22 protein-coding genes and 1 tRNA gene are annotated in these 21864 nt (G+C 59.2%); 1 reads left to right on the forward strand and 22 read right to left on the reverse strand.

Annotated elements, in window-relative coordinates:
• Positions 1-217: 217 nt before the first annotated feature.
• The 15 genes from T18_RS03510 to T18_RS03580 form a co-directional block, all read right to left on the reverse strand.
• Complete coding sequence (locus tag T18_RS03510; RefSeq protein ID WP_038490650.1) at positions 218-1228, reverse strand: ABC transporter ATP-binding protein; 1011 nt, start codon at positions 1226-1228, stop codon at positions 218-220.
• A gap of 12 nt (positions 1229-1240) precedes the next feature.
• Entirely contained in the window at positions 1241-2305 is a 1065-nt protein-coding gene (locus tag T18_RS03515; RefSeq protein ID WP_003512538.1) for an ABC transporter ATP-binding protein, read from the reverse strand.
• Positions 2306-2446: 141 nt separating this feature from the next.
• Entirely contained in the window at positions 2447-3352 is a 906-nt protein-coding gene (locus T18_RS03520; protein ID WP_046205511.1) for an ABC transporter permease, read from the reverse strand.
• Entirely contained in the window at positions 3342-4286 is a 945-nt protein-coding gene (locus T18_RS03525) for an ABC transporter permease (protein WP_003512536.1), read from the reverse strand. The genes T18_RS03520 and T18_RS03525 overlap by 11 nt, the downstream gene beginning before the upstream one ends.
• A 72-nt stretch (positions 4287-4358) precedes the next feature.
• A complete protein-coding gene (gene cueR / locus T18_RS03530; protein ID WP_013635893.1) occupies positions 4359-4847 on the reverse strand; it encodes a Cu(I)-responsive transcriptional regulator in 489 nt (162 codons plus the stop codon).
• Positions 4848-4858: 11 nt separating this feature from the next.
• The gene (locus T18_RS03535) at positions 4859-5881 is read right to left on the reverse strand and encodes a 2Fe-2S iron-sulfur cluster-binding protein (protein ID WP_038490643.1); all 1023 of its coding nucleotides are present in this window, start codon (positions 5879-5881) and stop codon (positions 4859-4861) included.
• A gap of 12 nt (positions 5882-5893) precedes the next feature.
• Positions 5894-8398 (reverse strand): heavy metal translocating P-type ATPase, encoded by a 2505-nt coding sequence (locus T18_RS03540; RefSeq protein WP_038492772.1) that lies wholly within the window; start codon positions 8396-8398, stop codon positions 5894-5896.
• Positions 8399-8645: 247 nt separating this feature from the next.
• Positions 8646-8731 (reverse strand) — tRNA-Leu (locus tag T18_RS03545).
• 141 nt (positions 8732-8872) lie between these two features.
• Complete coding sequence (locus T18_RS03550) at positions 8873-9601, reverse strand: hypothetical protein (protein ID WP_013635890.1); 729 nt, start codon at positions 9599-9601, stop codon at positions 8873-8875.
• A gap of 116 nt (positions 9602-9717) precedes the next feature.
• Positions 9718-10251 carry a MerR family transcriptional regulator gene (locus tag T18_RS03555; protein WP_003512531.1) on the reverse strand — a complete coding sequence of 178 codons (534 nt, stop codon included), beginning with the start codon at positions 10249-10251 and terminating at the stop codon, positions 9718-9720.
• A gap of 275 nt (positions 10252-10526) precedes the next feature.
• Positions 10527-10865 carry an integration host factor subunit alpha gene (locus T18_RS03560; RefSeq protein ID WP_003512530.1) on the reverse strand — a complete coding sequence of 113 codons (339 nt, stop codon included), beginning with the start codon at positions 10863-10865 and terminating at the stop codon, positions 10527-10529.
• Positions 10866-11108: 243 nt separating this feature from the next.
• Entirely contained in the window at positions 11109-12080 is a 972-nt protein-coding gene (locus tag T18_RS03565; RefSeq protein WP_003512529.1) for a beta-ketoacyl-ACP synthase III, read from the reverse strand.
• Positions 12081-12084: 4 nt separating this feature from the next.
• Positions 12085-13146, reverse strand: coding sequence for a phosphate acyltransferase PlsX (gene plsX / locus T18_RS03570; RefSeq protein WP_003512528.1), 1062 nt, complete (start codon positions 13144-13146; stop codon positions 12085-12087).
• A 99-nt stretch (positions 13147-13245) separates the two neighbouring features.
• Positions 13246-13809 (reverse strand): YceD family protein, encoded by a 564-nt coding sequence (locus tag T18_RS03575; protein ID WP_003512527.1) that lies wholly within the window; start codon positions 13807-13809, stop codon positions 13246-13248.
• 8 nt (positions 13810-13817) lie between these two features.
• Positions 13818-14357, reverse strand: coding sequence for a ubiquinol-cytochrome C chaperone family protein (locus tag T18_RS03580; protein WP_003512525.1), 540 nt, complete (start codon positions 14355-14357; stop codon positions 13818-13820).
• A 270-nt stretch (positions 14358-14627) separates the two neighbouring features.
• Between T18_RS03580 and T18_RS03585 the strand changes: the two genes are divergently transcribed.
• Positions 14628-15158 carry an outer membrane protein assembly factor BamE gene (locus T18_RS03585; RefSeq protein WP_003512524.1) on the forward strand — a complete coding sequence of 177 codons (531 nt, stop codon included), beginning with the start codon at positions 14628-14630 and terminating at the stop codon, positions 15156-15158.
• A gap of 75 nt (positions 15159-15233) precedes the next feature.
• Here the strand turns inward: T18_RS03585 and T18_RS03590 are convergent, their stop codons facing one another.
• The 7 genes from T18_RS03590 to T18_RS27495 all read right to left on the reverse strand — a co-directional run.
• Positions 15234-17372 carry a sodium-translocating pyrophosphatase gene (locus T18_RS03590; protein ID WP_013635889.1) on the reverse strand — a complete coding sequence of 713 codons (2139 nt, stop codon included), beginning with the start codon at positions 17370-17372 and terminating at the stop codon, positions 15234-15236.
• Between the two features lie 219 nt (positions 17373-17591).
• A complete protein-coding gene (locus T18_RS03595; protein ID WP_038490638.1) occupies positions 17592-18815 on the reverse strand; it encodes an MFS transporter in 1224 nt (407 codons plus the stop codon).
• Between the two features lie 21 nt (positions 18816-18836).
• Positions 18837-19334 (reverse strand): transcription antitermination factor NusB, encoded by a 498-nt coding sequence (gene nusB / locus T18_RS03600; protein ID WP_013635887.1) that lies wholly within the window; start codon positions 19332-19334, stop codon positions 18837-18839.
• A gap of 4 nt (positions 19335-19338) precedes the next feature.
• A complete protein-coding gene (gene ribH / locus T18_RS03605; protein WP_025593086.1) occupies positions 19339-19785 on the reverse strand; it encodes a 6,7-dimethyl-8-ribityllumazine synthase in 447 nt (148 codons plus the stop codon).
• 164 nt (positions 19786-19949) lie between these two features.
• Positions 19950-20582: a LysE family translocator gene (locus T18_RS03610; RefSeq protein WP_038490635.1), complete on the reverse strand. Its 633-nt coding sequence runs from the start codon at positions 20580-20582 to the stop codon at positions 19950-19952.
• Positions 20583-20846: 264 nt separating this feature from the next.
• Positions 20847-21458 carry a riboflavin synthase gene (locus T18_RS03615; protein WP_003512512.1) on the reverse strand — a complete coding sequence of 204 codons (612 nt, stop codon included), beginning with the start codon at positions 21456-21458 and terminating at the stop codon, positions 20847-20849.
• Positions 21458-21864, reverse strand: a 407-nt coding sequence (locus tag T18_RS27495) for a RibD family protein (protein WP_323455179.1), incomplete at its 5' end; no start/stop codon positions are given. The genes T18_RS03615 and T18_RS27495, both read right to left, overlap by 1 nt.

Consider the following 21864-nt stretch of genomic DNA (forward strand, 5'->3'; position numbering starts at 1 on the left):
GATGACAATGCTCAAAATCGAATCGTCTCTGGAGATTTAAGATTGTCATCAAATAAATCTCGCAAGACATAAGAATATCCTTCGGACTCTCCACGAACATCCGCTTGAATATCATTCATTTTATGTTTTTATACTCGGAATTTAATTCCGATATTAATTCACAAACGCACAATTCATCTGTTTTTACAGAACCAGAAGACTGTAACTGCGCTGCTCCTCAGCCCCATTCGCGCCAGTGATGGCAACGAGCGAAATGCTCCCCGGCGACGTCTTCCAGAAGCGGTTCCTGTTCGCTGCAAATCTGCGTCGCATATTTGCAGCGGGTGTGAAACTTGCAGCCACTTGGAGGATTGAGCGGGCTTGGCAAATCACCATCCAGAAGCATTTCCGGTGCATATAGTCCGGTTTCATCCAGCATAGACGAGGCAATAAGAGCCTTCGTATAGGGATGCTTAGGCGCCCGGAAAAGCTCATCCCGGTCGGCGATTTCAACGATCCGCCCGAGATACATAACCGCGATACGGTCGCAGAGATAACGCACCACGCGCAGGTCATGGGAAATCATCAGCACCGTCAAACCATGACGACGCTTCATGTCCATCAGCAGGTTCAGGATCTGCGTGCGCATGGAGGCATCGAGCGCCGATGTCGGTTCGTCGCACACAAGGAAGCTTGGATTGAGAAGAAGCGCGCGGCCTATGACCACGCGTTGCAACTGCCCGCCGGAGCACTGGCTCGGATAACGGTCATAATAGGAGGCATCGAGGCCGACCTCCTCCAGCATCTTGAACACGCGCGCGATGCGTTCTTCGCGCGTGCCGATGCCGTGCTGGGCAAGCGGCGCTTCCATGCTTTGCCCTATTCGCATGCGCGGATCGAGCGCGGAATAGGGATCCTGGAACACCAGTTGCACGACACGGCGCATGCGCCGCAGCGTCTCGCCCTGCATGTGCAGAATATCGTGGTCTCCGATGCTGACCTCGCCTTTCGTCGCGTTGGTCAACCGCGTTATCAGCCCGGCGACAGTGCTTTTGCCGCAGCCGGATTCGCCAACGAGACCAAGAACCTCGCCCTCGCCGATCGTGAGGGAAACATCGTCCACGGATTTGACCACGCGATTGCCGAAACCCGATATCGGATAATATTTGCACAGGTTGTTTGCGACCACATAGGGCTTGATCTTGCCATCCGCCTGAGGCTGGTTCGGTGTTTTCACTGTCGATAGCATCGCAACCCTCCTTCAGCAGACTGTGTGACTGGCATGGCTGCCGGCATGGTCGTCGTCGACCGCCCAGCACCGCGCCTTGCGACCTTCCGGCAAGGCATTCAAATCCGGCTCCGTTGCCATGCAACGGCCGCCCATGCCGGCCGACTGTGCAAGCGCGCAGCGGGGATGGAAACGGCAACCGCAGGACATGTCATGGGCCTGCGAGCTGGAGCCGGGGATCGTCAGCAGCTGCCCCTCGCTGTCGGTCGTCAGAAGCGAGCAGCTGATGAGCGCCTTAGTATAGGGATGTTGCGGCGCCTTGAGGATTGCCTGCGTCGGCCCCTCCTCGACAATGCGCCCAGCATACATCACCGCAATCCGGTCCGCGAAAGCGGCAACGACCGAGAGGTCATGGGTGATGAGCAGCGTGGCAAGCCGCCGCTTCCGACGCTCATCGTCGAGCAGGCGCAATATTTGCGCCTGGACGGTGACATCGAGTGCCGTCGTCGGTTCATCGGCGATCAGCAGTTGCGGATTGCCGGAGAGTGCCGCAGCAATCATGACGCGCTGCGCCATGCCGCCGGAGAGTTCATGTGCGAAGCATTGCGCCCGCGCCGACGGATCGGGAATTCCGACATCCGAGAGCATGCCGACAACCCGGCCCAGTGCCGCATGCCGGCTCATCTTGCGGTGGACCCACAGTGGCTCTGCGACCTGCGTCCTGACCCGGCTGGTCGGATCGAGCATGGCCTGCGGTTGCTGAAAAAGCATTCCGATATCGGCGCCGCGCAACGCATCAAGCTCGGAGGGCGAGAGAGCGAGAATGTCGCGCCCGGCAAAGGAAATGCGGCCGGAGTTGATTTCCGCGCCGTGCGGCAACAGCCGCATCAGCGACAGAGCCGTCATGCTCTTGCCGGATCCGGATTCGCCGACCAGTGCAACGACCTCTCCGGCATCGACGGAGAGCGTCAGACCGGAGATAACAAACTTGCGGCCATTTGCAGACGGCACCGAAACGTGCAGATCCTCGATTTCCAGAAGCGGTGTCCGTTCCGGGGCGATGGCCGTATTGGCATGCGTGTGTCCTTCGATATTCATAAGAGTTCCCCTTATTATTATTGCATCGGAGGCATGGGCGTATTTTCAAGCGGCTTCAGACGATAATACTCTCCTTGGGGCTATCGTGCCCTGTGTATGTTTGATCGGCGCGGGCGCCGGTCATTGCTCTAACCGCAGGCGTCAATGGCCGTTCGGTTTCCTGGTATCCATGTTCAGGCCGTGGCCGATCCATGTCACGCTCAACGCCGACAGGAAAATCGCCAGACCCGGTGCGATCACGAGAATGGGCATACGTTCCGCATAGGCCTGCGCATCGGCCAACATCAGCGCCCAGTCTGCGGCAGGCGGCTGCACGCCGAGGCCGAGAAACGACAGTCCGCCCACCGTGATCAGCTTGTGGCCGAAGCGCAGGAAGGCAACGGCTGCGATCGGCCAGATCGTGTTGGGAATGACATGCCGGAAAATAATGAAGCGGCGTGTGCATCCAAGCACCTCGGCGGCGCGCATATATTCTCGGGAATTGATCGAAAGCGTCAGCCCGCGTGCCAGTCGCGCAAAAGGTGTCCAACCGACGATCGTCAGCGACGCGATCAATGTTCCATATCCCGGGCCGAAGATGGCGACGAGGAAAATGGCGATCACCACGTCAGGGATGGCGATGAGCAGATCCACCACCCGCATCAGGACTTCATCGAGAACGCCGCGGCTGCGACCGCTGATGATGCCGATGAATGTTCCGATGGCGACCGACAGAATGACGGTGATGGCGGCAATCGTGACCGTGAAGCGTCCGCCGATAAGCAACCGGCTCAAGACATCACGCCCGAGATGGTCAGTGCCCAGCCAGTAGGCGGCGCTTGGCGCATTCAACCGCAGGCGAAGGCTTTGCTGCGCGGGATTATAGGGCGAAATCCACGGCGCGATGACGAGCAGCACGATGATGACGAGAAAAATCGCCGAACCCGCGTAGAACGTCCAGTGCCGCCGGCGGATGAAATCCGTGAACCGGAAAAGTGTCGACGGGCGCTTGGGCAAGGTCATTGGCATGGCGGCTACCGGCGCGCTTGGGAAGTGACTAATGGTCATGTTGACCTCGCATTGCTGGATTGATCAGGACATAGAGGCCATCGGCCAGGGTATTGATCAGGATGGAAAGGGCGACGATGCAGATGAAACCGCCCTGCAGCATGGGGATGTCCCGATTGACCACGGCGTCGTAAAGAAGCCGGCCCATTCCGGGGATGGCGAATATCACCTCCACGACCACCGATCCGCCAAGCAGGCCCGCAAGCCACAGGGCAAAGAAGGTGACGATCGGAAGCGAACCGTTGCGAATACCGTGGCGCATGACCGTGCCATGCATGCCGAGACCGCGGCTGCGGGCCGCCGTGATGTAAGGCGCGCGCAGAACCTCAGCCATGGCGGCGCGCGTCACCTGCGTGAAATAGGCCAGTGGGCGCAGCGTCAACGTCAAAGCGGGAAGCACCAGCGAGCGCCAGCTATCCCAGCCCGCGGACGGCAACCAGCCGAGATAAAGCGCAAAGACGAGCGCCGACATCGGCGCAAACCAGTATTCCGGCGTGGCAACGAAGGTCTGGATCATCAGCGTTGCGAAATTGTCCAGCCGGCCACCCGGACGCATCGCCGCCAACGTGCCGAGCGGCAAGGCGACGGCGACCGCAATCGCCAGCGCCGTCAGTGCCAATGTCACGGACACGCCGAGAGAGCGCAAAAGCTCACCCGCCACGGGCTGGCTGCTGGTGAAGGAAAAGCCCAGATCACCGCGCAGCGCTCCCGACAGCCATGCGAAATATTGGACGTAAAGCGGCCGGTCGAGCCCGAGGCTTAACCGAAGGGCCTCGACTGCATGCGGATCGAGCGCCGTATCGCGCATACGCGAAAACAGAATGGTGCGAGCAGGATCGCCACCGGCCATGTAGGGCAAAAGAAACGCGATGACGGAGACGATCATCAGCATAAGGCACAGAATAAGGAAGCGTTGTATTATCTGTATCCACATTGCCTGTTCTCCTTCGCCGCAAATGGCCATTGCACTGCAATTGATGATCGGTCCCCGCCGGGGAAATGCGGTTTATTTCATGAGGCGCGGCAAATCCGTCACCACACCGGACGTGCCCTTCAGCATGCCGGAACGCTTGGGAAGGATCGCCACCGGCGTAAAATCGGGGTCTTCAGACTGGGCAAGATCCTGAATGATCGGGCAATCCGGTTCACCATTGTCAGGGCAATAGGTCGCGATATTTCGCAGCGTGTCGGCCATCTCCCGAAGAGCATGCATCTTGGCCTCGAGATCTACGACATGTTCCATGACGATGCGCTTGACGTCGCAGGATGCACCGCCGGGATCGCGCCACAGGGTCATGAGCTGCCTGATCTTTTCGATCGAGAAACCGAGGTCGCGGCCGCGGCGGATGAAACGCAGCGTCTCCAGATCGTTGGTCGTATAGACCCGATAACCGGATTCCGTGCGGTTAGCGGATTTGATCAGCCCGATCGTCTCGTAGTGGCGGATCATCTTTGCGGAAACACCGGATGCGGTGGCGGCTGTACCAATGTTCATCGATCCTGCTCCTATCTTTCCGGGGTGAAAAACACGTCTGCATGAATGTCGGCGGTGCGGATGCCCCTTGCCAGGAGCTGCGGCACCGTTGCCTCGATCATCGCCGGCGGTCCGGCCAGATAGGCTTTCCAGCCATCGAGATCGTCGAAGTCGTTCGCCACGGCGGAACCGACATAACCGCGCCGCATCTGCGCATGTTCTTCATTCGAGAGAACCGGAACAAAGCTCAGATTGCTGTGGCTTACGGCAAGTTCTTCGAAACGGTCGACCATATAGAGGTCACGCTCGGCGCGGGCGCCGAAATAGACATGGATCGGGCGTTGCCGGCCCGTGGTCCGATCAGTGGCAAGCGCTGCCTCTACCACCGCCTTCACCGGCGCCAGCCCCGAACCGCCGGCAATGCCGAGGATCGGTCCGCAATGCTTTTCCCGCAAATACGAAGCCCCGAAGGGACCGACCAGCACGACAGGGTCACCCGCCTTGGCGTTCGCGAAAATATGGCCACTCGTGACGCCGCCGGGGACATGCCGGATATGGAATTCGATCAGGTCCTCATCGATGCGGCTGGCAATGGAATAGTCACGCGGCGAACAGTCCGGATAAAGCAGGCGCACATATTGGCCGGCCTTGAAGGTAAACAGTTCGCGATCGTCGAGCCTGATGCGAATGAGCTTGATATCATGCGTCGCATCCACCGCTTCCGCGATGACGCCATCAAAGCGGCCGGCCGGAATATCGGCAAACTCATCCTCGCCGTCGAGCCAGCCGATTGTCACGTCGCTCAACGGCACGGCGCGGCACGCGAGTGTCAGTCCTTCCGCCTTTTCCTCTTCTGTCAACGAAAAAGGCGTATGCTTGAGAAGGTCGATCTCGCCTGAGACGAGGTGCGATTTGCACGCCCCGCACCGGCCCATGCGACAGCCGTGCGGATAGGAAATTCCGGCGGCAAGGGCGGCCTGAAGGACGGTCTCGCCCTGCGCTGCCACAATGCTGCGTCCGATACGTGGCAAATAGACTGTGTTTCCAGGCGTCATCACATCCGCCCCCTATTCTGCCGCTGCGAGTTGCATGCCGGACGATCTGTCCAGCAGCGGCGGGCGGAAGCTTTTGAGACGCAGCGCGTTGGTCAAGACAAACACGCTGGAAAGCGCCATGGCTCCGGCAGCAAGGACAGGCGACAGCAGAACACCGTTGGCAGGATACAATATTCCGGCCGCCACGGGAACGAGTGCGGCATTATAGGCAAAGGCCCAGAACAGGTTCTGGCGGATGTTGCGGATCGTCGCCTTGGACAACGCAATGGCATTCGCGACACCGCGCAAATCGCCAGACATCAACACCACATCGGCGCTTTCTATGGCGACATCCGTACCCGTGCCGATTGCGAGACCGACATCGGCCGCCGCAAGGGCCGGCGCATCGTTGATGCCATCACCGACGAAGGCCACCCGCCGGCCATCGGCCGCAAGTCTTTTAACGGCCTCGACCTTGCCGTCAGGCAGTACTTCCGCCACCACTTCGTCGATACCAAGACGGCGGGCAATGGCTTCGGCCGTGCGGCGGTTATCGCCTGTTATCATCGTGACCTTGAGACCAAGCGCATGCAGCGCTGCGATCGCCTCCGCCGTCGTCGGCTTGATCGGATCGGCAACAGCGATGATGGCGGCCAGCCGGCCATCGACAGCGGCATAAAGCGGCGACTGCCCTTCCCTGCCCAGCCGGTCGGCATCGTCGGCGAACTTCGCAATGTCGTAACCGAGCTTCACCATGAAGCGGTCGGCGCCCGCCTCGACCTTGCGGCCGTCAACCGTTGCCGCAACGCCGAAACCGGGGGTCGCCTCAAAGCCGGCCGCGTCGGCAAGCGTCAGGCCACCATGTTTCGCCGCCTCGACGATCGCTTCGGCTATGGGATGTTCGGAACGGCTTTCAAGCGAGGCGACAAGGCGCAACACCTCATCCTGATCGAAGCCTTCGGTCGTGGTAAAATGCACCAGTGTCGGCTTGCCGAGCGTCAGCGTGCCGGTCTTGTCGACGGCGATGACATCGGCATCACGCAAAGTCTGGAGAGCATCGCCGCGCCGGAACAGCACGCCCATTTCGGCTGCACGGCCGGTTCCGACCATGATCGAGGTCGGGGTGGCAAGGCCCATGGCGCAGGGGCAAGCGATGATGAGGACAGCGACGGCGTTAACCAGCGCAAAGGTCAAGGCGGGGTCCGGCCCGAGAATGAACCAGACGATGAAGGTGGCGAGTGCAGCGAGCATGACTGCAGGCACGAACCAGTTGGTCACCTTGTCCACCAGCGCCTGTATCGGCAGCTTGTCGGCCTGCGCTTCCTCGACCATGCGGATGATCTGCGCGATCAGCGTGTCGGCGCCGACCTTCGTGGCGCGGAACGTGAAGGAGCCGTTTCTGTTGACCGTACCGCCCACGACTTCGGACCCAGCCGTCTTGGTCACCGGCACCGGTTCGCCTGTAATCATCGATTCGTCGACATAGGAAGAACCATCAAGCACCAGACCATCGACTGGCACTTTCTCGCCGGGACGGACGACGATGACATCGCCAGTCGCAACATCCTGAAGCGGCACATCGATGGTTTCACCATTGCGCATCACACGGGCCGACTTGGCCTGCAGGCCGACGAGCCGCTTTATCGCCTCGCTGGTGCGGCCCTTGGCGCGCGCCTCGAGGAAACGGCCGAGCAGGATAAGCGTGACGATCACCGCTGCCGCCTCATAATAGACATTGGCCGTGCCTCTCGGCAGGATTTCGGGCACGAAGGTGGCGACGACCGAGAACCCCCAGGCGGCGGAAGTGCCCAGCACCACCAGCGAATTCATATCCGGCGCCAGCCGCAGAAGTGCGGGGATGCCTTTTTTGAAGAACCGCAGGCCCGGCCCGAAGAGGACAAGCGTGGTCAGCGCGAATTGCAGATACCAGCTTTCCCGCATGCCGACGGTTTCCATCACGAAATCATGGATGGCGGGCACCAGATGCGAGCCCATCTCCAGAATGAAGACCGGCAGCGTCAGGGCAACAGCGGTGGCCAGGCTGATTTTCAAACCGCGCAATTCGGCTTCGCGCCGGTCCGGCTCGTCACCCTTGGCCTTGTCGGCGACGATCTCGTTTGCCTTGTAACCGGCTTGGCTGATTGCTTCGGCCAGCCTGGCGGCAGAGACGGCATTGCCGGCGACCCGCACGGTGGCGCGCTCCGTTGCGAGATTGACACTCGCGTCGGAGACACCGGAAACGGCCTTCAGCGCCTTTTCGACACGGCCGACGCAGGACGCGCAAGTCATGCCCTCGATATCGAGTTCGATGGTTTTCTCGTCGACGCTATAGCCTGCATTTCGCACGGCATCGACAACAGCCGAAACGTTGGGCGCTCCTGAAAAAGCAATATCGGCGCGCTCCGTCGCAAGATTGACCGAAGCCTTGACGACCCCCGGCACCTTGGCAATAGCCTTCTCGACACGACCGACGCAGGAGGCACATGTCATTCCCTCGATGGCTATCGAATGGTTCGCCTGTATCTGGATTTGTGACATGCGCATGACCTCTTTTTCTCTTTACAAAAAAAAGATAGGGCTTCCCATCGTGGCAAGGTCAATAGGCTCTTTTGGATGATTTTCACGGAGAAATGCCGCGAGCGTGAACAAGCCCATTTTTTAGGCTGACTCATCCGTCATGATGCAATCGATTGCCCGGATATCGACTATCCTGGCGCAGAATCCATCCTGAATGCCCGCATGTCGCAGGAAAACGGCAGAGAAATCTTTTAATTGGAGATGGAAATGGTGCGGACGGCGGGACTTGAACCCGCAAGACCAATGGTCGGCAGATTTTAAGTCTGCTGCGTCTACCGATTTCGCCACGTCCGCATTGTCGCACCGCGTGCCAACAGGCCCCGGTGCCACAAAATTGCTTTGTCATTCCTCAGGCGCAGGATCGAACGAGACCCTGACCCCAAGCACCGACAGCGCCACATCTACACAGGCCGCACCGTTTCGGTCAACCGGGCCTTAGCCACACCAGGACTGATTTTTTGCCGAGACCGGATGAGCCAGGCCTTCCCGCACGAGTTGATCGGCAAAGGATACGCCCGAACGTGAAATCCGTTTGCGTTCCATGGCTTGCCCGCCGGCTGTTGCCGACGACGCCACATCGAATGCGCCGGCATTCAGCATATCCCGCAACCGCACCTTGGCAATGAAACCGCGCTGACGCTCTTCCATGCATCGCGCCCGGTCGATCTGCGGGACCTCGATGCCGGCGAGCTGCATTTTCACGCCCTTCATCCAGAAGGTATTGCCATCGGCCACGCAATTGGTGAGACCTGAGCGACCACAAAAGGCAAAGGCGCCGCTTTTTTCTCCCAGCGAGACTTTTTCGACCGAAGGGCGTGTTTCCGGCAGGATAGCGGCAACCTGGCTCTGCTGTGCCGCAGGCGGCATGGCAATCGAGCGTGGCGGCACCGGACCATTGATCGGTGAAACCGGCGATGCGGGGCGGATTGCCGCCACCTTCTCCGGTGCAGCCGTCTCGCGTTTGGCGGCTACGGCGATCTTGGGGGAATTTGTCGTGGTCGATGTTGCCTTCGCGACATGCCGCTGCGGCATAAGACTGTCGCGATGTTCGTAAGCCTGAATGCCACCAGCCACGACGCCCAGCATCAGCACCCAGGGCCAAACGCTGCCGCCGGCCGATTTCTTCGCCGTACGGCGTCGCGTTGTCGGTTTTCGATTGCTCACGATCAGACTCCTTTTTACGGAGCCGCATTATCGGTCAAGAGAGTTTCTGAAAGGTTGGCATTCCAGAGCGCCATCGCTTTTCCTGAAAATGCTCGAACAGAGTTGTGGAAAAACGATCAGCGAACCTGATCAAGCAGCCGCTTGCATTCGAGAAGATCGAACAGCGCCTCCTGCAACAGCGCTTGGTCATCCTTGCCGATGCCAGATTTGCCGACCGATATCTCGGTATCGCTGTTACCGCCACCGAAGCCGAAAAATCGGCCGCTCGGCTTGGCTTTCGGGCGGCCGACGACCTCGTCTCCGTCCGGATCCAGCACGCGCGGTTCGGCAACTTCCTTTTCGCCGCTCGCTGCCATGATGGCTTCCATGGTAGCAAGATCGCCCGACGCGATTGCCGCCACGAAACGGTTTCCGTTGGTTTTCAGAAGTTTCTGCACACCTTTGATGGTGTAGCCGTGGTCATAAAGAAGATGACGAATGCCCTTGAGGAGATCGATATCATCAGGGCGGTAATAACGGCGGCCCCCGCCCCGTTTCATCGGCTTGATCTGCGGAAAGCGCGTTTCCCAGAAACGCAGCACGTGCTGCGGCAGGTTCAGCTCATCCGCCACTTCACTGATCGTCCGAAACGCGTCGGGGCTTTTGTCCAAACTTCCACTCCCATCCGGACCTTGAGCGCCATGCACCCAGCCGGACACTGAACAAGAACGCTTTTCACCAGCCGATACCGTGCATCATGTCTTGCGAAAAATCGAACCCGATCCTCGCACCGATGCCCGTGGCGGCAAGATACCATTTATCTAAAATTGATTATGATGTGAGTCGACCAGATTTCAACGGCTTGCACGTCGAAATTCAAGCATGTTCACAAGAAGAATGGGGATAAAGGCTTGCCATGCGGCAAAAAACCCGTGTTACAGCCGGCTTACGCCCCGGCTTTCTGACCCTTTTGCTTGGTCTTGCGAGCCGTATGTGCCTTCAGGATTCGCTGTTTCAGCACGTTTGACGCCTTGAAGGTCATGACGCGGCGTGGCGAAATCGGAACTTCCTCACCCGTTTTCGGGTTGCGGCCGATACGCTCGTTCTTTTCCCTGATCTGAAATGTCGCGAAGGACGAGAGCTTGACGACCTCGCCGCGCGTGATCGCATTACAAATCTCGTCGATGATCGTTTCGACCAGTTCGGCGGATTCGGTGCGGGACAGCCCGACTTTACGAAACACAGATTCTGCAAGATCTGCGCGTGTCACTGTCTTCCCGGCCATTTTTCCCCACAAACCGTGTCTGAATTTTTCTCTAGGAGCCGCCGAGATTATTTCCCTTGTGGCGACCGGTCAAGGGATTGTTCCAGATTCATTTGAGGCTTTCGGCAATCAGTGCAATGGCTTAGAGCGACTGACGCGGTTTTGCCGCACGCGGGGGTCGCTTCAGCGCGTTTGAACGGGGTACTGCCGCAAAAATCACAACCGATTTTGTGCCAGCGCCCCGGTAAACGCTAAAATTTGCCGTTACCAGCGCAGTAGCACTGCGCCCCAGGTGAAACCGCCGCCCATGGCTTCCAGCATGACCAGATCGCCTTTCTTGATGCGTCCGTCACTGGCCGCAACGGCAAGCGCCAGCGGAATGGATGCGGCCGAGGTATTGCCGTGCTTATCGACGGTGATGACGACTTTTTCCGGATCGATATTGAGCTTTTTTGCCGATCCGTCGATGATGCGCTTGTTGGCCTGATGCGGAACGAGCCAGTCGAGATCATCAGCCGTCGTGCCTGTCGCCTCGAAAGCCTGTTCGATGACGTCGGTGATCATGCCGACAGCGTGCTTGAACACTTCCCGGCCTTCCATGCGCAGATGGCCGACCGTGCCGGTCGTGGAAGGTCCACCATCGACGTAAAGCTTGTCCTTGTGCGAACCGTCGGAGCGCAGCTGCGAGGTGAGGATGCCACGATCGCTGGAAGTACCTTCGCCTTCGCCTGCCTCGATCACGAGCGCGCCTGCACCATCACCGAACAGAACGCAGGTGGTGCGGTCCTTCCAGTCGAGAATGCGCGAGAATGTTTCGGCGCCGATCACCAGCACGCGCTTGGCCATGCCGCCGCGAATGTAAAGATCGGCGGTGGCCACGGCATAGACGAAGCCGGAGCAGACGGCCTGCATGTCGAAGGCGAAACCGTGGGTCATGCCGAGACGGTTCTGGATGTTTACCGCCGTTGCCGGAAATGTATTGTCCGGTGTCGAGGTTGCCAGAATGATGAGGTCGATGTCATCGGGCGTCAGGCCGGCATTGTCGAGCGCCGCACGCGCCGCAGCCTCGCCGAGCGAAGCGGTGGTCTCGCCTTCTCCCGCTATGTAGCGCTGACGAATGCCCGTGCGCTGCACGATCCATTCATCGGAAGTCTCTACGACCCCTTCGATTTCACTATTGGTCATGACACGCTTCGGAAGCGCTGCCCCGAAACCACGTACGATAGAGCGGATCATTCCCTTATTCCTCGTCAGCCACGAGAGCTTCGGGCGCCGGGGGCGGAAGCCGTCTTGCGTGGTAAATCTTCAGATCGTTTTCAATTTTTGCCGTAAGACCGTTATGGACCATGTCGTAGCCGACATCGACCGCGGAGGCAAAACCGATGGCATCCGTGCCGCCATGGCTTTTGATGACAATGCCGTTCAGGCCGAGAAACACGCCACCATTGACCTTGCGCGGGTCCATTTTTTCTCGCAGCACATCGAAAGCGCTTTTCGCGAGAATATAACCGATCTTGGCAAAGAAGCTGCGGGAGATCGCCTCACGCAGAAGCGTGGTGATCTGGCGCGCCGTGCCTTCGGCGGCTTTGAGCGCAATGTTGCCGGTGAAACCTTCGGTCACCACCACATCCACCGTGCCCTTGCCAATGTCGTCACCCTCGACGAAACCGCGGTAATCGATGGTGCCTAGATCGGCCTCGCGGATCAGCCGTCCGGCTTCACGGACCTCTTCCTGACCCTTCACCTCCTCGACGCCGACATTCAGCAAACCGACGGTCGGACGGTCGATATCGAAAAGCGCACGCGCCATGGCGCCGCCCATCAGGGCAAAATCGAGCAATTGCTGGGAGTCGGCGCCAATCGTCGCGCCAACATCGAGCACGATGCTTTCGCCTTTCAGCGTCGGCCATATGCCGGCGATGGCCGGGCGTTCCACCCGCGCCATGGTGCGCAAACAGAATTTGGCCATGGCCATCAGCGCGCCGGTATTGCCGGCGGATACGACGACGTCCGCTTCCCCGAGCTTCACGGCCTCGATGGCGCGCCACATGCTGGAGACATAGCGGCCACGACGAAGCGCCTGACTTGGCTTTTCGTCCATGGCGACCGAGATTTCACAATCGTGAAAGACCGACTTTTCCCGAAGTGCGGGATACTGTGCCAGAATGGGGTCGCACTTGCTTTTCTGCCCGTAGAGCAGAAAAGTCACATCGTTGTGCCGTTCAAGCGCCTTGGCGGCACCGGGTATGGCAACATCAGGGCCGAAATCGCCACCCATGACGTCAATCGCTATTCTGATCACTCGTCCCTTATCCTTTTTGCCGCCACTCAAGCGGATTTTGCGCGAAAATACCTGTTCCGGCCTGTGTTACAATAAAATTATTTCAGCCCGGCGGCGCATTCAGTCTTTTTTCCAGTCTTTCAACACGGCGAAAGGCGACGGACGCTTTTCTTCTTCAGGCTCATTTTCGGTCGTATCGGTAAATTCGATATCCGATTTGCGCGGATAGGGATCGATCGCAAGGGCTGCGAATTCCGCAACAGTCGCGCCAACATCAATGCTGTCGCCGGTGAACTGGTCGGGAATGTCAGGGCCATTGGGATCAAGTACGATCTCCCCTTCCTCATTGGTGACCATCCGCGCCAGCTTCGATCCTTCCGGCACGAAAATATGCTCGACGCTCTCGTCGATCTTGCTGGAAACCGGCTCCAGCGTCACGACGCAGGACTGGGTCACGGCCGCATGCACCTCGCCCTTGATCTTCACGCCATCCCTCTTCCAGCGGGTAACCTGCAGTTCCGCCTTCAGATATTCGACGGAAACCACATCCCAGAATTTCGCCAGCGCCTTCAGTTCCTCGGCATTGGCTTCGAGACCAATCCTCACCGGATTGGCGGAAATATGGCCTACCTTTACGGGGTAGGAAAAAGGCAGATCGTCATTTGCGGCGTGTCGCGCGTTCATCGTAAACCTCATAGTCCAGGCAAAGGCAGCTTCAGGCTTCCGGTTGCTATCGTTTCTTCGGAGCCTGCGGAAAGGTTGGAAGACGCCTCCATCATCCAGCCCGCAAGCCCGTCCAGTTCCGGTGCTTTCTCATCTGTCTGGGGGTATATATTGCGCCGGAGCGCTGCGGCAAGGGCAACGGGGTCGGATGCATCCAGCGCCGCCGCATAGGATTCGAGCCTCCCGTAGAACATGCCGGCAAATTTCTTCATGCGCTTCGGCACGCCCTGGTCGCCAATGCCGAGCTCACGGATGGAATGGTCGATATCCTGAAAAAAGGCGTCGACGATCTCCTGCGCGATTTCCTGCCCGCTTACACCGGAGGATTTGGTGCGGCGGAAATAGAGAATCATGATGATCGACAGCATCTCGAAGCGGCCCATCACCGTGTCTGGAACGCCGAGATCAAGATAAAAAGCGGGCGTGCGGGCCGCAGCCGTCAGGATCGCATATTGCCGGTCTACTATGGCGCGGTTGTTGTTTTTCTGTCTGAACAGCCCGAATATCATCGTTTTTTTCCGAACGGGGCTGGTGAATTCGCTCACCCGCCTATCGCACTTGTTGCATGATCGCCAAAGCTGGTTTACCGAAGCATCCACGAATTGCAATGCTGTCGCGGTCACGTTCGTCTTTCGGCTGAAACAGTCTAAGAGACCGGAAGAGTTTCCAAAGGCCGTGAAAGCGTTGAATTTGGGGGGTGATCGGGATTTTCCGTCCCCGGATTGACACAATCATGTGCACAGACACTGTGCACCACGCAATGCCGGAAGGTGCCATTCATGATCGCAGTCGGGGAAAAGCAGTTGAGCAAGCAGAAATCCGCAAGTCACGGCAAAATTCTGGGCAAGACCGCCATCGCAATCGTCGTCGCGTCCACCCTGCTTTCCGCCTGCACCAGCACCACCGATGTGTTCCACAACGGCTACGTCATGGACGAGCAGTCGCTTCAGCTGATACCGGAAGGTTCCAGCCGCGAGCAGGTTCTGCTGACCATGGGCACGCCCTCCACCACGGCGACGTTCGGCAACGAGGTTTTCTATTACATCTCGCAGAAGCGTGTGCGCCGCGCCGCTTTCATGAAGCCGACGTTGGTCGAACAGAACATTCTCGCGATCTATTTCAACAAGGACGGCGTAATCGAGCGTAAGGCCAATTACGCGCTGCAGGACGGCAAGGTCTTCGACACGATTTCGCGTACCACCCCGACAGGCGGCAAGGATCTCACCTTCCTGCAGCAGCTGCTGTCCGGCGGCACCTCGGGCGCCAATATCGCAAAGAGCATTCTCGGCCAGGGCGGCAACACCCCCTGATCGGAAGACGGAACGGAAATTCAAAGGCCCGGGGATCGCTCCCCGGGCCTTTTTCATTCGTCGAAACCTCAGCCTTCAGTGGGCAAGAACCGCCAATAGCAGCAGCGCCACGATATTGGTGATCTTGATAGCCGGGTTGACGGCCGGACCGGCGGTATCCTTGTAGGGATCGCCCACCGTATCGCCCGTAACCGACGCCTTGTGGGCGTCCGAACCCTTGACGTGGCGCACGCCGTCCTTGTCGATGAAGCCGTCCTCGAAGCTTTTCTTGGCGTTATCCCACGCACCACCACCGGAGGTCATGGAAATCGCCACGAACAGGCCGTTGATGATGACGCCAAGCAGCGATGCACCGAGTGCGGCAAAGGCAGAGGCCTTGGAACCTGAGATAAGCAGCACGCCGAAATAAACGACGAGCGGCGCCAGAACCGGCAACAGCGACGGAATGATCATTTCTTTGATCGCCGCCTTGGTCAAAAGATCGACCGCCTTGCCGTAGTCCGGTTTTTCCGTCCCTGCCATGATGCCAGGCTTTTCGCGGAACTGGCGGCGAACTTCCTCGACGATCGAGCTTGCCGCCTTGCCCACCGCCGTCATGGCGATACCGCCAAAGAGATACGGAATGAGGCCGCCGAACAGCAGACCGGCAACGACGTAAGGATTGGCAAGGCTGAAGGATATTTCGCCGATATCCTTGAAGTAAGGATAGGTATCGCCATTGGCAGCGAAATAGGACAGGTCGTTGGAATAGGCGGCAAACAGCACCAGCGCGCCGAGACCGGCAGAACCGATGGCGTAACCCTTGGTCACGGCCTTGGTGGTGTTGCCGACGGCATCCAGCGCGTCGGTCGCCTTACGTACATCCGGGTCGAGACCGGCCATTTCGGCAATGCCGCCGGCATTGTCAGTCACCGGACCGAAGGCGTCGAGCGCCACGATCATGCCCGCCAGACCAAGCATGGCGGTGACCGCGATGCCCGTGCCGAACAGGCCACCGAGCTGGTAGGTGCCGATGATGCCGCCAACGATGACAAGCGCCGGCAGTGCCGTCGATTCCAGCGAGACTGCAAGACCCTGGATGACGTTGGTGCCGTGGCCCGTGACCGAAGCTTGCGCAATGGAATTGACCGGGCGTTTGTTGGTGCCGGTATAATATTCGGTGATGACGACGATAAGCGCTGTTACCACAAGGCCGACCAGCCCGCACAGGAAGAGGTTTGTGCCGGTAATCTCCATTCCGGCCACCGTGCCGATGGTACCCCAGCCCACGGTCGCGTAAGTTGCCACGGCAAGACCCGCAATCGAGAAGACGCCGGTGGCAATCAGCCCTTTATAGAGAGCGCCCATGATGGAGTTGTTGGTGCCGAGCTTGACGAAGAAGGTGCCGGCAATCGAGGTCAGGATGCAGGCGCCGCAAATGGCCAGCGGATAGACCATCGCGCTTTCCAGTATCGGCGTTCCGGCAAAGAAGATCGCCGCAAGCACCATGGTTGCCACCACCGAGACGGCATAGGTCTCGAAAAGGTCGGCCGCCATGCCGGCGCAATCGCCGACATTGTCGCCGACATTGTCGGCGATGGTTGCCGGGTTGCGGGGGTCGTCCTCGGGAATGCCTGCTTCGACCTTGCCGACGAGATCGCCGCCGACATCTGCACCCTTGGTGAAGATGCCACCGCCGAGACGGGCGAAGATGGAGATAAGCGAAGCGCCGAAACCGAGCGACACCAGAGCGTCAATCACCTCACGCGATCCGGGCGCATGGCCGAGCACCGAGGTGAGGATGAAATAATAGATGGATACGCCAAGCAGCGCGAGGCCAGCCACCAGCATGCCCGTGATGGCGCCTGATTTGAACGCGATGTCGAGACCGGCGGCAAGGCTGTGGGATGCGGCTTGTGCGGTGCGCAGATTGGCACGGACGGAGACATGCATGCCGATGAAACCGGCAGCACCCGAAAGCACGGCGCCGATGATGAACCCGATGGCCGCGAGAGCCGACAGCAGATACCAGGCGAGAACGGCGACGATCAATCCGACGATGGCGATGGTGAGATATTGACGGGTGAGATAAGCCTGCGCACCTTCACGGATAAAACCTGCTATTTCACGCATACGCTCGTTGCCCTGATCGGCAGCGAGAACGCTCCTGGTCGTCCATGCCGCGTAAACCACGGACAGGACCCCACATAAAATCACTATGGGTATTACGGTCATGCGCACTTACCTCCCAAAAGGCCGGGTCTCACTCCCTCCCCGGCGTGGCGAACCATGTGCAAGGACAGGGGCGATCAAATGCGCGGCCTGTCCTGTCGTGGCCATTCTTCCCCTCCCAAGGAAAAATGACCTGCGCGGCAAGATTGCGTTGGCGAAAGGCGTGGCGTCAAGCCCACAAATTTGCCTGAAACATGAAAGGGGTAGAGATCGAAGGCGATCTTACGCGGCGTTTCTGCGCGGGGTCAGCAACAGCGACGCCACCAGCACGAGGCATAGGCCCGCAACCGGCCAGATAACGAGGTTCATGACCGACCAGCCCCAGGCTGTAAACACCTTGCCGGAAGAGAAGGACGACAGCGCTACCGTGCCGAACAGCACGATATCGTGAAAGCCCTGTACCTTGTCGGCCTCATGCGGGCGGTAGCTGGAGGTGATGATGGCGGTAGCGCCGATGAAGCCGAAGTTCCAGCCGAGACCGAGGAGAATGAGCGCCGCCCAGAAGTTCCACAATTCGATGCCCATATGGGCGACGATGGCGCAGGCCATCAGCACGACGAGACCGGCTGCAACGATTTTTTCCGCGCCGAATCGCGCAATCAACATACCGGTGAAGAAACTTGGGCCGAACATGGCGAGAACGTGCCACTGGATGCCGAGCGTCGCAAGTTCGGTGGGAAACCCGCAGCCGACCACCATGGCGAGCGGCGCGCCGGTCATCATGAACGTCATCAACGCATAGGAACCGATGCCGCAGACCATGCCGGTGACAAACCGGTGCGTGCGCACGATTTCCGGCAAAGGCCGTGCCGCCTGCGCGTGGATAGAGGCGGCCTTCGGGTCCGGCAATTTCAGGAATGCCAGAATGGCAATCGCGATGATGCCGAGCGGCACCAGCGCGATGAAAGCACCGGCGAAGGTGACCGGTGCGAAGACATCCTTGCCGAAAATGGCAAGCTGCGGCCCGATGATCGCCGAGACGATGCCACCCGCCAATATCCAGGAAATGGCTTTCGGCTTGTAGAAAGAGGGGGATGCGTCGGCAGCAGCGAAGCGGATTTTCTGCGTGAAGCCGCCGGAAATGCCAATCAGCAGCAGGCCGATCGCAAATAGCCAGAAGTCGGAGCGGAAGAGTGCCACGGCAGCAATGCCGCCGCCGATGGAGCACATCAGCGCGCCGACCATGAAACCCGCCTTGCGGCCGAGAAAACGCGATGCTGCGGCAACGCAGATGGCGCCCAGCGCCACGCCGATGTTGAAACCGGTAAGCGGCGCCGTTGCCAGCGACTTGTCAGCCCCGAGCAACTGGTAACCGGCAAGCGCGCCAACCGAGAAGCTCATAGGTGCTGCCGAGCCCATGATCGCCTGTGCGGCGGTCAGGAGGAAGACGTTGCGCTTCGCCTCGTCCAGTTGAACTTCAAGTCCGGGGACGGAAACGGCGCTCATATCTTCCTCACCTAACGTATCTTAGCGTTTTGCCTCGCCGCGTACCTGCTTGGCAATGCGGTCCAGAACCGCGTTCACCAGCTTCGGCTCGTCGTGCTCGAAGAAAGCACGGGCGATTTCGACATATTCCGTAACGATGACGGCGACCGGCACGTCCTTGCGCTCCAGAATCTCGAAAGCGCCGGCACGCAGGATAGCGCGAACGGTGGCATCAAGACGCGACAGCGGCCAGTCTTCCAGAAGTGCGGAGCGCACCAGTGGGTCGATCTTCGTCTGATCGCGGACGACGCCGGACACGATGGAACGGAACCAGGAAGGATCAGCCTTCAGATAGGTATCGCCATCGACTTCCTGACCGAGACGATGTGCCTCGTATTCCGCCACGACTTCCATCACGCCGGTGCCGCCGACATCCATCTGATAAAGTGCCTGCACGGCCGCGAGGCGCGCAGCGCCACGCTGGTTGGCCGGCTTTACCGAAGGCTGGCGCGGTTCGCCGCCATTTTCAACATCCGACATGCGTTCAGCCACCCAGTTTTTTCTTGAGCTCGATCATCGTCAGCGCCGCGCGGGCCGCAAAACCGCCCTTATCCTTGTCAGAACGGCGAACACGTGCCCATGCCTGATCGTCGTTTTCGACTGTGAGGATGCCGTTGCCGATGGCCAGCGATTCGCTGACGGCGAGATCCATCAGGGCGCGGGAGGATTCGTTGGAAACGATGTCGAAGTGGTAGGTCTCGCCACGAATGACCATGCCGAGCGCTACGAAACCATCATATTCAGTTCCTTCATTGTCGCCGCCATCCAGCGCCATGGCAATGGCAGCGGGGATTTCAAGCGCGCCGGGAACGGTGATGACGTCATAGGTTGCGCCAGCCTCATCCAGCGCGAACTTCGCGCCTTCGAGAAGAGCGTCTGCCATATCGTCGTAAAAGCGTGCTTCCACGATAAGAAGATGGGGTTTGGACATGGGATTTTCCTGAAAAGGTTCGGGCCGGATCATACCGGCTTTTGCGGCGGTCAAACCACGGCTGGCCGTTTTTGGCAAGTAATTTCATGTGTCACCCGCGCAAGAGGCCCCGTTTACCAGACAATTGCGCAGGTTTTCGCCTTATCCGGCGCGGCTTACGAAAATCAGGTTTTCTGGAAAGCCAGATGCACGCCAAGCCCCATCAGCACCGTTCCGGCAGTGCGACGAGCAAGCACCTGCACCCTGCTGGAGCGCTTGAGCCGCCCGACCATCGCGCCCGCCAGAAGCACGCCAACCAGATCGGCGGAGGAAAAAATGAAATTGACGGCAATACCGAGGATCAGCAATTGCAGCCAGATCGGAAAGGCCGCCGCCGGATCAACGAATTGCGGCAAAAACGCCAGAAAGAACAGCGCCGTCTTCGGATTGAGCACGTCGACGATGATGCTGTCGATGAAGGCGCGCCTTGCCGATTTCTGTTCGATGGTCAGATTGACGGCCTCACCTTCAATCTTGCTGCGCAGCATCGAGAAGCCGAGCCAGATGAGATACAGCGCGCCACACAGCTTCACGGCCAGATAAAGCCACGGCACCGCCTGGAACAGCACCGAAAGCCCCGCCGCAGAGGCGACGATATGGAAATAGCAGCCGACATGGATGCCAAGCACCGCCATCAGCCCGGCAAACCGGCCGCGCGCCATGGTCTGCGCCGCCGCATAAAGCATGGCCGGGCCGGGAATATAGGCAAACAGGGCGGTGGTGATGAAAAAGGCTGTCAGCAGTTCGAAAGACGGCATGTCGTAATCCCCCTACCCCGTTTGGGCCTAAAGACGTCTTTATAGTGTTTGCGCGTCAATCGAAAGCGGAGTGCGGGACAACAACTGATCTGTCGCGATGGCGGAGGACTGTAAAGTCTATCCGGCATTCCGGCCTTGAGAGGGAATCCAGTCAACGCGCGTCTGCGCGACGGCAAGAGTCTTTTCAGCCCAAGGATTTGGGCTGGTCGGATACCGGCTCAAGGCCGAGAGTGTATTTCAGCCAAATAAATGCCGAACGTTTTGTTAAGCCGAGGGGAACTCCGCAAGCCTTGCGGCATATCGCGCCATGGTGTCGACTTCGAAATTGACGAAATCACCCGGTTGGCGCTCACCCCATGTGGTGACTGTGAGCGTATGGCGGATCAGGAGCACGTCGAAATCCGTTCCGTCGACCGCATTGACGGTCAGAGAAGTGCCATCGAGTGCAATGGAACCCTTGGGCGCCACGAATTTCGCCAGATGGTCGGGCGCGCGCAGGCGGATACGGACCGCCTCGCCTTCCGGCTCGACCGACAGAATCTCCGCCTTGCCATCGACATGGCCGGAAACGATGTGACCGCCAAGCTCGTCGCCAATCTTCAGGGCGCGCTCCAGATTGACGTGCGTGCCCTTCTGCCAGCCCGCAATCGTCGTCAGGCGCAATGCCTCTTCCCAGGCTTCGACCTCGTACCAGCGCTCGTTACTGCCGTCTTCGGGCAGTTTGGTCACCGTCAGGCAGACGCCGCCATGGGAGATCGATGCGCCCATATCGATGGTCTTGGGATCGTAATTGGTCGCCACCCGCAGACGAATGCCTTCCGCCAGAGCTTCAAGCTCGGACACGGTTCCAACATCGGTGACAATTCCGGTAAACATCAAAGCGGCCTTTCATAATCGAAGCAGCGATCCGGCCCGTAGGCGGTTTCGCTGACCAAAACATAATCGCCCGGAATATCGGCACGGCTGAGCGGCGTTTCAATCCCGCCTTCACCAACCACGACCGGGCTTTCAAACAGCATGATACGGTCCACGAGATCGGCTTCAAGGAACGATTTTGCGGCAAAAGCGCCGCCTTCGACCAGAAGTTCCGACATGCCGCGTTCAGCGAGAATGTGAAGGAGGTTCTCGAGGGTTGGTGCTTCAAGTATTTCGACGCCTGCGTCGATCAGTTGTTGGCGGCGGTGGTCGGGTCTAACCCCCTCTGGCCTGCCGGGCATCTCCCCCCTTGAGGGCAAGATACCCGGCAGGTCAGAGGGGGATAACGCCGCGACGATTACCGGCA

Source organism: Rhizobium sp. TBD182, from assembly GCF_001950375.1.
Lineage (GTDB): Bacteria > Pseudomonadota > Alphaproteobacteria > Rhizobiales > Rhizobiaceae > Agrobacterium > Agrobacterium tumefaciens.